This is a genomic window from Candidatus Coatesbacteria bacterium (assembly GCA_014728225.1).
GTDB lineage: Bacteria > RBG-13-66-14 > RBG-13-66-14 > RBG-13-66-14 > RBG-13-66-14 > WJLX01.
Genome location: WJLX01000175.1, coordinates 1 through 11,365 on the forward strand (window position 1 = coordinate 1; position 11,365 = coordinate 11,365).

Annotated in this window: 9 protein-coding genes; 5 read left to right on the plus strand and 4 right to left on the minus strand. The window is 66.5% G+C overall.

From position 1 onward, the window contains the following. Positions 1 to 827 (minus strand): SidA/IucD/PvdA family monooxygenase (locus tag GF399_12540; protein ID MBD3401141.1); only part of this gene is annotated, 827 nt, incomplete at its 3' end. 304 nt (positions 828 to 1,131) lie between these two features. Further along, positions 1,132 to 1,404, minus strand: coding sequence for a DNA-binding protein HU (locus tag GF399_12545; protein MBD3401142.1), 273 nt, complete (start codon positions 1,402 to 1,404; stop codon positions 1,132 to 1,134). A 529-nt stretch (positions 1,405 to 1,933) separates the two neighbouring features. Between GF399_12545 and GF399_12550 the strand changes: the two genes are divergently transcribed. The 4 genes from GF399_12550 (at position 1,934) to nagZ (ending at position 6,460) form a co-directional block, all read left to right on the plus strand. Beyond that, on the plus strand, positions 1,934 to 2,365 hold the full coding sequence (locus GF399_12550; GenBank protein ID MBD3401143.1) for a hypothetical protein: 432 nt from the start codon (positions 1,934 to 1,936) through the stop codon (positions 2,363 to 2,365). Continuing rightward, positions 2,362 to 4,449: an HD domain-containing protein gene (locus tag GF399_12555; GenBank protein MBD3401144.1), complete on the plus strand. Its 2,088-nt coding sequence runs from the start codon at positions 2,362 to 2,364 to the stop codon at positions 4,447 to 4,449. The genes GF399_12550 and GF399_12555 overlap by 4 nt, the downstream gene beginning before the upstream one ends. Positions 4,450 to 4,571: 122 nt before the next feature. Next, positions 4,572 to 5,099, plus strand: coding sequence for a cob(I)yrinic acid a,c-diamide adenosyltransferase (locus GF399_12560; GenBank protein ID MBD3401145.1), 528 nt, complete (start codon positions 4,572 to 4,574; stop codon positions 5,097 to 5,099). After that, positions 5,096 to 6,460 (plus strand): beta-N-acetylhexosaminidase, encoded by a 1,365-nt coding sequence (gene nagZ / locus GF399_12565; protein ID MBD3401146.1) that lies wholly within the window; start codon positions 5,096 to 5,098, stop codon positions 6,458 to 6,460. The genes GF399_12560 and nagZ overlap by 4 nt, the downstream gene beginning before the upstream one ends. 84 nt (positions 6,461 to 6,544) lie before the next feature. Here nagZ and GF399_12570 read toward each other — a convergent pair whose 3' ends face one another. Next, a complete protein-coding gene (locus GF399_12570) occupies positions 6,545 to 8,311 on the minus strand; it encodes a hypothetical protein (protein ID MBD3401147.1) in 1,767 nt (588 codons plus the stop codon). A gap of 157 nt (positions 8,312 to 8,468) precedes the next feature. On the opposite strand from GF399_12570, the gene GF399_12575 reads away from it, so the two are divergent. Then, positions 8,469 to 9,530, plus strand: a complete 1,062-nt coding sequence (locus GF399_12575) for a DUF1028 domain-containing protein (protein ID MBD3401148.1) — start codon at positions 8,469 to 8,471, stop codon at positions 9,528 to 9,530. Positions 9,531 to 10,275: 745 nt separating this feature from the next. Here GF399_12575 and GF399_12580 read toward each other — a convergent pair. Beyond that, complete coding sequence (locus GF399_12580; GenBank protein MBD3401149.1) at positions 10,276 to 10,656, minus strand: hypothetical protein; 381 nt, start codon at positions 10,654 to 10,656, stop codon at positions 10,276 to 10,278. Positions 10,657 to 11,365: the final 709 nt, after the last annotated feature.

Sequence of the window (11,365 nt, forward strand, 5' to 3'; positions counted from 1 at the left end):
TCGCAGCAGTCACCGACGGCGAAGACGCCCTCGGCCGAGGTCCGCAGGTACTCGTCGACGGCGATGGCTCCCAGGGGGCCGGCCTTGAGCCCGGAGTCCAGACCGAGTTTGGCGTTGGGGGAGTAGCCGACGGAGATGCCTACGGCGTCGCAGTCGATGGCGTCGCCGCTTTCGAGGATCACCTTGAGCGGTTGGCCTGCGGCGATCTCGGTAACCCTGGCCCCGGTGGCCAGCTTGATTCCCATGTCCTGGAGGATTTCCTCGCCCTCTTGGCAGAACTCGTCGTCGAAGGCCGTGGCCAGGACGTGGGGCAGCATCTCGACGACGGTCACCTCGTGGCCGTCCTTCTGGAGCTGCTCGGCGACCTCGATGCCGATGAACCCGCCGCCGATGATCACCACGCGCTTGCGGTCCTTGACCATCTTATTGACCCGGCGCAGGGCGTCGACGCGCTTGGCGATGTAGAAGACGCCGTCGCGGTCGCGGCCGGGCAGCCAGCCGGGAACCTTGGGCACCGAGCCGGTGGCCAGCACCAGGCGTTGATAGCCCAGCTCTTCGCCCGAGGCCAGCTTGACGGTTTTGTTTTCCAGGTCCAGGGAGAGGGCTTCGTCGACGAGCGGTTCGAAGGGGGGCTGACCCTTGGGTTTGGGGATGTTGCCGTCCACGTCGATATCGTGGAAGGTGTAGGGGATGCCGCAGGGCACCAGGCCCTGCTTCTGGTCCTTGACCAGGGTCACGGTCTTGTCGGGGTAGTAGCTGGCGGCCGTCGAGGCGGTGATCGAGCCGGCGGGTCCCCCGCCGACGACGACGACGTCGAACTGTTTCATTGGTCGACTCTCCCGGTTGATGCTGGCTGTCAGGATACTAAGCGGCTATTCCGAGCAGAATGTTAACTCATTCGAGCGCTGTTCTCAAGTATTACCCGGGTGGGGTGGTATAAGTCGTCCATGCCTGCTGTCTAATAAGCTAATAAACAGATTAAGTTTGTATTCTTTCCGTTTTTATCTCAATAAGGCGGTCTTATTGGCGATATCTGCTCCACTATCGCTTGCCGATCGCGGTGCTGGTTGGGGGAGGCCGCGGGGATAAAGAAAGGGGCCCCGCCGGGGGCCCCTCTGAACGCGAAACAGGTTAGCGGACCAGTTCCTTGAGGTCCTTGCCGGGACGGAAGTTCGGAACCTTCCGGGCCGGGATGTTGATCTTTTCCTGGGTCCGCGGGTTGCGACCGGTGCGGGCCTTGCGCTCGGCGACGTAGAAGGTGCCGAAGCCGACGAGGGTGACGCGCTCGCCGCCCTTCATGGCGTCCTTGATACCTTCGATGGTGGCGCTCAGAGCGTTGGTGGCCTGGCGTTTGGTGAGACCGGTCTGGTTGGCGATACGGTCTACGAGGTCTTGCTTGGTCATAGTATCCCCCTATCTCCTTGTTGGCGCTCGGGGCGCCGGGTGGTTTAGTGGATGGGATCCACTTTCCTCCGTGACTTCCGGAGGCGAAAACTGTTTGTTGGTGGTGGACCGGGGTTTCGCAGGCCCCGTGGTCCGTTGGTGAGGCTTGTCTCCCGGGGCCGACCGGGCATTTGTTAAGCGTAACGCCTTGTATTATAATGGCTTACGCAGAACTTGCCTTTGGTTCTTTCGCTAAAGCCGCTACTGAAGCGGTTCTAACTCGCCCCCTCTCTGTAGATGTACTATATATGGGCGTTCGCGTGAATGTCAAGTAAAAAATGCACTAAAAACGGCTCCAGGGCGGCTTTTGGCCACTTTTTCCCTGTTCGAGGGAGGCACGGCGTGTCTTGAGGCGTTGACTTTCCCGTTGTGCGGCCCTAGTATGTAGTGATGGAGGGCATAGCAGCCCCGCTAACGGCGTCGACCGGGTCGGCGCGGGGTCGGACGTAGCCGGATTGAACGAGCGGGAGGGTTCGAGCGGATCAGTGAGATGGAGCGCGATCGATACAGCATCTGTATCCGTTCCCAGGTGGACGCCCTGGCTGCGATCAACAGCTTCATCCGCCGGGTGGGTCGGCTGCGTCGACTGTCGCTCAAGCTGGTCGAGGACATGATTCTGGCCGTTTACGAGGGCTGCGCCAACATCATCGAGCACGCCTACAACGGCCGCGAGGACCGGCAGATCCGCGTGGAAATGCAGGTGGAGAGCGATCGCGTCTCCGCCTTCATTTATGATGACGGCCCCTTCTTCCTGCCCGAGCAAAACGACTCCGCCCGGGTCGATCACCTGGTCAACCAGGGTGCCGACGGCGGCCTGGGGCTGTTGATCATGGAGAAGGTCACCGACGGCATCGAGCGCTATAGCCGCGACGGCTATAACGTCCTGCATCTGTATAAAAACCGCGACGGCGAGAAAGAATGACACAAACGCCGCCGAGCGGCGGCTCTGGGGGTGGCGTGCGAGAACTCAGCATCGAGCTGGTCAAGAAAACCGACGACGGAATCCTGCTCTTCCGCCTGGGTGGCATGCTGGGGGTACAGGGCTCCACGGGCATCCAGAAGCTCTTCGACGCCTGCCTGGGCGAGGGCGCCTACAACAGCGTTTTCATCACCGAGGAACTGGAATTCATCTCCAGCGCCGGGGTGGGGGCCTTCATCTCCGTGGCCAAAGAGATCCGCGCCGCGGGCGGCGATGTGGTCTTCGTCGCCATGCCGCCGCGTATCCTGCGCGTCTTCGAATCCCTCGACCTGCTGGATTACTTCCAGAACTTCGAATCGGTCTACGAGGCTCTCGATCACTTCAAGCACCTCAAGAGCGCCAGCACCACCACCACGGACTTCAAACCCCTGGAGCCCGACGAGGAGGTGCCGTTGCGCTCGGTCTCCACGCCGACGGACGTGCTGGAGTTCGCCGAGATGCTCAGCGGCATCGACGCCAGGTCCAAGCCCCTGTCAACGGCGCTGACGGCGGCTTCGGCCCGCTTCAAGATCCCCTGGCTGACCCTCTTCGGCGACCACGAAGACGGCACCTACATCCCCCTGGCCATCGCCGGCAACCGCCCCGGCCTGGGCAGCGGCTTCCACATCAAGGCCGACAGCCCGTTCATCGAGCACCTCAAGCGGGCCACCGAGGACTTCATCATCTTCCCGGACTGGAACCGCGATCTGCCGCCCAACCAGGTCCTCGACGGACTGCGCCTGGCCGGCACCCAGGCGATCATCCGCCTGCGCGACCACGAGGGCCTGCACGGCTTCATCTGTTTCGGGCCCAGCCCCATCGTCGTCGGTGAGGTCGAAGCCCTGGCCCTCCTCGGCCAGTTGCTCAAATGGTTCACCGCCTACCACCGCAGCCGCAGCGCCCTGGCCGTCGAGCTGGACGAGGTCCAGCAGCGCCTGGTGGCCGCCAAGCGGGCCCTGGACAAGTCCGGGCGCAAGCTGGCCCGCAAGACCGTCGAGCTGAAGACCATCTTCTCCGCCACCCAGGAGTTCAGCGCCTCGGCCGCCGTCCAGGACCTGCTGGGCACCTTCCTGATCACCCTGATCGGCCAACTGGCCGCCGCCGGCGGCGCCGCCTTCCTCGTCGAAAAGGAGCGCCTGAGCCTCAAGCTGGTCAAGGGCGTCAAAACCGAGGACACCAACTACTCCTCGCCGGTGCCCAGGAAGATGGCCGAGCTGCTGATGCGCTCCAAGAAACCCCTGCCCCTGTTGGCCCTGGCCGAACACGACGAGGGACGCCTGACCGAGAAGCTGGCCGAACTCGGCATGACCGTGGTCTGCGGCCTGGTGACCGCGCGGGAGTTCCTCGGCCTGGTGGCCGTCGGGCCCAAGATCGGCGGACGTAAGTACGACACCGAGGACCTGCAGATGATGTGGACCCTCTCCCGCCAGCTCTCCGTCGCCCTGGAGAACGCCCGCCTCTTCGAACGCCTCGAAGGCCGCAATGTCGAGACCATCCGCCGGCTGATCGCAGCCATCGACGCCCGCGACCCCTACACCCGGGGCCACTCCGAGCGCGTCAGCCGCTACGTCGCCGCCCTGGCGGAGCGGCTCAAGCTGGGCAAGGAAACCATCCAGCCCATCGTCTACGGCGCCATCCTCCACGACGTCGGCATGATCGCCACCCTGGCCGACGCCACCATCCAGGACACCGTCAACCTCTCCGAGGAGGAGCTGCGCCAGGTACAGTTGCACCCCGTCGTCGGCGCCAGCATCCTCGAGGCCATGGGCTTCAGGCCCGCCTGCGTCGCCACCGTCCGCCAACACCACGAACACTGGAACGGCGAAGGCTACCCCGACGGCGCCGCCGGCGAGGACATCCACCTCGGCGCCCGCCTCGTCGCCGTCGCCGACTCCTACGACACCATGGTCTCCGGCCGCCGCTATCAGCAGCCCCGCAGCATCGACGACGCCCTCGCCGAACTGGCCCGCCAGGCCGGTACACGCTACGACCCCCGGATCGTCGAACTGTTCATCGACCTTCAACGGGAGAAACGGGCAGACGGCTGATTGGGGTGAAGCACAACGCAGGCGCCGGCGCGCTTGTTGCCCGCGGTCCGCACCCCGCGGACCGCGGAACGCAAGAAGCGTGACGGCGCCGGTCGCCGCGACTCCACCAAGCAGGTACGCCGATGAGCAACACCGCTGACAGCGCCCCCGCCGTTCAGCTCTACACCGGCGACGGCAAGGGCAAGACGACGGCCTGTTTCGGTTTGGCCCTGCGGGCCCGGGGCCGGGGCCTGCGCGCGGCCGTCGTCCAGTTCCTCAAAGGGGGAACCTCGGGAGAGATCGGCCCGGCCCGCCAGGCGGGCGTCCGCGTCGAGGTCTTCGGCCGCACCGGCTTCGTCGATCCGGCCGCGCCGACGGCGGAGGATCGACGCCTCGTCGAGCAGGGCTGGGAGCGGTTGGTCGACCTGGCCACGAATGGCGACTACGACCTAGTCATCGGCGACGAGCTGCTGGTCGCCCTGGACCTCGGGCTGCTGGAGCTCGAGGCCGTCCTGGCGTTATTGGAACGGCGGCCGCCGGTGGAGCTGGTCTTTTCCGGCCGTGGCGCTCCGCCCGAGCTGGTCGCCCGGGCCGACCTGGTCAGCGAGATCCTGGCCGTCAAGCACTACCATCACCAAGGCCGTCCCGCCCGCCCGGGGATCGAGTATTGAAACTCCGGTCCGGACAGGCCGCCGCGCCCGTGGGGAGGAAAAAACTGCAACGCTGGCTGATCCTGATCGTCCTGCTGGCGCTGGGGGCCGGACTCGCCCTGGCCCTGTGGCCCAACCGCCGGATCCTGTCGGGCTGGGAGCCGACGCCTCCCGCGGAGCGCCGCGACGTGTTTCTCGAATTGGAAAAAAGCGCCTTGGAGCTTACCGATGAAGACCTGGTCGGCCAGCTCCTCGTCGTCGGCCTCGACGGGACGAGCCTCCAGGAGGGAACGCTCCGCCGCCTGAGCGAGCTGCGACCCGCCGGGGTGATCCTCTTCGGCCGCAATATCCAAAACCCGGCCCAACTGCGCGCACTGACCGGCGGCCTGCAACAGGCCGCCGCCGAACTCGGCCTGCCCGGCCTCCTCGTCGCCGTCGACCAGGAGGGCGGCCGGGTCCGCCGGCTCAAGCGCGGTTTCAGTTACATTCCGCCGATGGCCGAATTGGCGGAGGTCTCCGACGTCGACGGCGCCTTCGTCGTCGGGCGGGTGATCGGCCGCGAGCTGGCCGCCGTCGGCTGCAACTGGAACCTGGCCCCGGTGGTCGACGTGTTGACCAACCCGGCCAATCCCGGGATCGGCGACCGGGCCTTCTCCGGCGATCCCGATGTCGTCGCCGCCTACGGCGCCGCCCTGGCCGACGGGCTCAACGCCGCCGGCGTCGCCTGCTGCGCCAAGCACTTCCCCGGCAAGGGCGAGGCGAGCCTGGACGCCCACTATGACCTGCCCGTCATCCCCGTCGACGAAGCCCACCTGCGCAACTACGAATGGCCGCCCTTCACCGCGCTGCTGGCCGACAACCACCCCGCCCGGGCCGCCATGGTCAGTCACGTGGTCATCCCCGCTCTCGACGACGCGCTGCCGGCCAGCCTCTCCCCGGTGGCCTACCGGGTTCTGCGCGCCGAGATCGGTTTCGACGGCCCCGCGATTACCGACGATCTGGAGATGGGGGCCATCGTCGAGGACTACGCCGTCGGCGGGGCGGCGCGAATGGCGATCGTCGCCGGAGCCGATCTGGCCCTGGTCTGCCACGACGGCGCGGCGATGAGTGCCGCCCGGCGGGCCCTGCTGGAGGCCCTCGAGAACGGCGACGTTACCCGGGAGGCGCTGGCGCGCAAGGTGGTCCGAGTCTGGGCGCTCAAGCTGGCCCTCGGCCTGCCCCTGCCCGGTTTGGCGGATTACCAAACCGCCTTCGACGACCTCTACACCCGCCGGGGCCTGGACCCCGCCCCGGCGCGGACCGTCCGCGACGAAGAAATCGCTCTCGACGTCTGCGGCTCGGCGGAGCACCGCCGCGAGCTGGAGGCGGCCCTGGAGCCCTAGGGCGGCTGAGCGGCGAGCTGTGGAAAAGCGGGTGGGCTCCGGGTCCCACCCGCTTCGTCCAGCTAGACGAGGTTTTCAGCTAGGCTAATCCACGGCCTCCGCCCCCAGGAACAGCAGGCGGCCGAAGCCGGCGGCGTCGTAGTCGATGGGGAATTGCCAGTCGGCGACGGCGCCCGCCGCCATCTGCTTGCGGCGGAAGTTGACCCGCCAGGCGTCGCCCGGCGTCGGCGCTTCGACGCCCAGTTCGCTGAAGGGTATGGCCAGCTCGGCCCCCCAGACGCCGTCCTCGTAGGCGGTGGCGTGGCGGAAGTCGGCGTTCCAGTCGGCGTCGGCGTCCAGGCCGCCGTCGGTCGGGAAGATCCGCTGGTCGAAGACCACGTCGCGGATGGAGAGGTAGAGCTGGTAGACGTCCTCCGCGGGCCCGGCCGGAGCGAGGAACAGTCCGACGCAGTCGTCGTAGTAGACGGCGCCGTCGCGCTCGGCGGCCCGGGCGACGATCGAGTCGGGGTCTTGCTGGCGGCATTCGGCGGCCACGTAGAGGTGCTCGGGGCCGTAGCCCCAGTAGAAGCGTGTCTGCTCGGCGTCGCTGGGGCAGCCCTGGTCGCAGGCGAAGCTCTCGGTCACCCCGGCGCCCAGCCACTCCAACTCGTCGATCACGCCGTCGACGAGGGGCTCGACGAGGGGTCGGGCGACCTCGGTACGCAGGATGCGTGGGTAGGAGCCCAGACGGAAGGCCCGGTCGGCGCGGTAGGGCACGGGGAGCTCGACCCAGGGCAGGGGGTAGAAGGCGCCCCCGGGGGCCAATTCGGCGGTGAAGGCGAAGCTCCGCGACGCGCCGGGCTCCAGCTCGACCTCGACACCGCCGGGCTCGACGCTCCAGTCGCCCCGGCTGTCCCAGGTCAGCTCGCCATCGATCGGATCGTCGACGGGGTTGGTGACGGTCAGCTCGAAGTCGACGCTCTCGCCGCCGGGACGTTCGCCGACGAAGACGGGTTCGAAGCTGAAGGTGCCGCGGCGGATGTCGTCGAACAGGTGGACCTCGGCGGCGCTCAGGTAGCCGTGCTCCCAGCGGCCGGCGTGCTCCAGGGGGACGACCTCGAGCTCCAGCCCGCCGTCGCCGACCCGGCCGACGACGTAGTGGTAGAAGTGACCGTGCTCCGGGATGTCGTCCCACATCCGCCCCCCCGAGGAACCGACCATGGTGTAGGTGATCCCGTCGATGACGTCGGCGGCGTAGGTGTGGTAATGGCCGCAGAAGACGGCGTCGACGCCGTAGTCGACCAGCAGCTCGTGCAGGGGGTCGTCGCGGCCGACGGCGACGAAGTTGTACCAGAGCGGCTTGTGGTAGAGGACGATGGTCGGCTGGGCCTCCCGATGGGCGTCGAGGTCGTCCTCCAGCCAGGTCAGGGTTTCGAGGGGCAGCTCGGCGGGGTTGTCCAACCGGCTGGTGTCCAGCACGACGAAGTGCGCCCCGGCGTGATCGAAGGAGTAGTTGGGTTCGCGGCCGGTGACCTCGCGCCACAGCTCCTCGCTGGCCCCGTCCCAGATGTCGTGGTTGCCCGGCGTCTGGTAGAGCGGACCGTCGAGCGCCTCGACGATGCCCAGATACTCGGTCCACTCGTTTCTTACCCGGTCCGGGTTAGCCGAATAACCCTCGATCTGATCGCCGACGGTCAGGTAGAGGTCGGCGCTCTCCCCGAGGGCCGCCTCGACGACGCGGCCGTAGACGCCTTCCTGGTGACCGCCGGTGCGGTCCCCGAGGACGACGAAGGTGAAGTCACCGTCGGCCGCCGTCGCGACCGCGGCGCAGAGCGTCAACAGAGCGACGACCATCCAGCGCGGTTGTTTCATTTCCGGCCCCCTCGGCTCGTGTGCGGTTTGTCAATCCAGCCGAATAATACCCCGACGGCGCCGCGACCGCAAGCGCCTGACTACCCCGGTCCGTTGAGTTATACTGTAGTCGATCGTCGAAGCCCGTCGACCACGCCAGTCAAGTCCAAGGGGGAAGATGCGTTTTCTCAAGCCCGTAGCCGTAGCCGTTCTTATCCTCGTCGTCACCGCCGGCGCCGTCGGCACCGTCGGCCGCACCGCCACCTTCTCCATCGTCGCCCACGACGCCGCGGCCGGGGAGTGGGGCGTCGCCGTGGCCAGCAAGGTTCTGGCTGTGGGAGCCTTCGTGCCCTGGGCCGCCGCCGGGACCGGCGCCGCGGCCACCCAGGCCCACACCAACCTCTCCTACGGCCGCGACGCCCTGCTGTTGCTCGAGGTCGGCTTCAGCGCCGAGCAGGTCGTCGAGATCCTCACCGAGCTCGACGAGGACAGGGCGCTCCGCCAGCTCGGCCTCGTCGATTCCCGGGGCGCCGCCGCGGCCTTCACCGGCGAAGCGACGACGGATTGGGCCGGGCACCGCCTCGGCGCGGGCTACTGCGTCCAGGGCAACATCCTCGTCGGCGAAGAGGTGCTGGAGGCCATGGCGGCGGCTTACGAGGATGCCGGGGGCAATCTGGCGCGGCGGCTGCTGGCGGCGCTGGAGGCCGGCGACGCCGCCGGGGGCGACTCCCGGGGCAAACAGTCCGCCGCCCTGCTCGTCGTCCGCGAGGGCGGCGGCTACCAGGGCGTCACCGACCGCCTGGTCGACCTGCGTGTCGACGACGACACCGAACCCGTGGCCCGGTTGAGCGCGATGTACGATCAGTGGGAGCCCGGCGTCGTCTTAGGCCACTACCTCTCCGTCGGCGATCCCCTGCTGCTGGAACGGGCCCTGGAGATTGTCGACGGTCTGGAGGACGGCGATCTGCCCGCCGAGCAGCGCGCCTACGCCTACAACTCCGCCGCCTGGGAGCTGGCCACTCGGGGCTTGAAGCCGGAACGGGCCCTGGAGCTGGCCCGACGGGCCCACGAGCTGCTGCCCGAAGAGCCCAACATCCTCGACACCCTCGCCGAGGCCCACTTCGTCGCCGGGGATCCCGCCGCCGCCGTGGAGTGGGAGGAGCGGGCCCTGGAGCTCGACCCGGAGAACGAGTTCTTCCGCGAGCAGTTGGTCAAATTCGAAGCCGCTCTGGCCGAGTAGGGGCGGGGGAAGGCGGCCCGCAGATCACGGCGATGCGTGCCGCCGGGCCGTCACATTTCTTGCAGTTCGAGATCGCCGGGGGGCGCTCTCGAGCAAGAAATGCGCCGGCCCTTCGTCGTCGGTCGGCTCCGACCGGGTCGGGTCCTCTACCCGGGCGCTTTCAGCCACGTGACCGCGTCCCTGGTGTTCGCTCGGCGGCCCGGCAAGCGCAAGCTGAGCCGGGGCCTCGGCGATACCAGGTCGGCGCCGGGATAGCTGTTGAGGAGGGTGCGTCGAGTGCCGCCGCGATCCGTAGCTCGGGCGCTTCCCTTCAGGGAGCTATCTTTCCGGGCGGCCGGAATATATCGTTGACAAACTGTTGGTTATCGCTTTGGGGTTCAGGTGGCGTTAGTTCGCTGGGCAGGCCGGCAACAGCTAAGCCCGGCTTGCGAAACTGAGAGCGGTAAGCAAGCATTGTCGGGCAGCGCCCGGCATCCCGGGCACCGAACTCAAAGCGGTGGTTGTTACCCGGTCGAGCAAGGTCGGCCGGCAATCCGCCTTCCCGGACGGAAGCCCTTCGTCAAGGGGCGCACAGCCCGGCTCCAACAGCGGCTGACCGGGCTGCCGATCTGGGGCCCGGTTTCTTGTGCTGGTCCTCAACTCCAATCCCGGCTGCCCTGAGCGTCCACCCCGCCGTTGAGAGGCACACCGCCCTCGTCCAGGGTTTTGTTATGGTTGATCGGCCTAACATGGAAGGGATTATCACCTAATGATGAAAAAGCGTAAAGACTGCTCCTGAGATAGGTAAGGGCGTTTTCGTCGTCGCGATGGTTGAATCTGAACCCCAGCTCCCTGATAAACAGCCTGAAGCTGCGCTTGAAGCCGTCGTGGTAGGTTTTAGGCGATGTTTGGTGTAGCCCCGGAAATCGTTGATAGGCACCTTGCCGTCAACCAGCAGCTTGTCATGGTTGATGCGCCTGTGGTGGAAGCCGTTGAGAGACAGCTTATTATAGGCCTTCCAGCCGTCGGAGTAGACGATCGAGTTCAGCTCGGCCTCGCACTCGGCGGCTATACGCTCGCGAATGGTACGAAAAAACTCGGTCGCTCGGGCCGCGGTTACCTCAAACCAAACCAGCTCGGCTGTCAACTCGCCCATTTCCGCCGACAGCCCACGGCGAGCGGGTTTGCAGGAAAAGGCGCTTGCGGCGGCGCTTGCACATCCGCCACCCGTCGACACTTCGGTAGTGATAGCGGTAGTTAAACCCTGGACACTTGACGTGCCGGTCTCTCGTCCTGCTCTTCCCTGCCACATTGCCCCCTTGGTTGGTGGCAGGAGAAGACACTTGTACACGCTTAAAAAAGTAACCAACTGCAAAAATTGTTGTTCATCTTCTGTGATGATCCCTTATGGAAAGCGTTGAGTGACGGTGTGCAATCAGCTTTCCCACCATCCGGGCAGCCGAGCGAGTCCAGCTCGACGTCCTCCAGGAGCGCCGCCGGTCGTTCCCGCGCGCCATGACCCGCCGGCGGGATTGCGCAGACCGCGCCGATCCACCAGGCCTCCCCGGCCGCGGTTTACCGTAGGCCAGAACAGCTCGGCGATTGCCCCGCGATTATCCTTAGCTTAAGCTCGCGATGCGGCGGTCAAGAGCGTGCCAACAACCCCTTCACTATTCGTTAGTTGTTCCAGGATCCCCGGGGTATCCCGTGGTTTATTCGAGTCCGCCGGTGACAATCCAGTCGAGCCCGACCGACACCCTGGACCTATGAGGGTGTCTTGTCGTTGGACCTGCGGCGCTGTTCAGGTTGACCATCGGGGCTGTGCTACAATGGTGGGGGTGTTATCTGTCGTATAA

Bases quoted from the DNA above. Each gene is read 5' to 3' on its own strand.
- GF399_12545 (MBD3401142.1), bottom strand. From the start codon at position 1,404: ATGACCAAGCAAGACCTCGTAGACCGTATCGCCAACCAGACCGGTCTC.
- GF399_12550 (MBD3401143.1), top strand. From the start codon at position 1,934: ATGGAGCGCGATCGATACAGCATCTGTATCCGTTCCCAGGTGGACGCC.
- GF399_12555 (MBD3401144.1), top strand. From the start codon at position 2,362: ATGACACAAACGCCGCCGAGCGGCGGCTCTGGGGGTGGCGTGCGAGAA.
- GF399_12560 (MBD3401145.1), top strand. From the start codon at position 4,572: ATGAGCAACACCGCTGACAGCGCCCCCGCCGTTCAGCTCTACACCGGC.
- GF399_12570 (MBD3401147.1), bottom strand. From the start codon at position 8,311: ATGAAACAACCGCGCTGGATGGTCGTCGCTCTGTTGACGCTCTGCGCC.
- GF399_12575 (MBD3401148.1), top strand. From the start codon at position 8,469: ATGCGTTTTCTCAAGCCCGTAGCCGTAGCCGTTCTTATCCTCGTCGTC.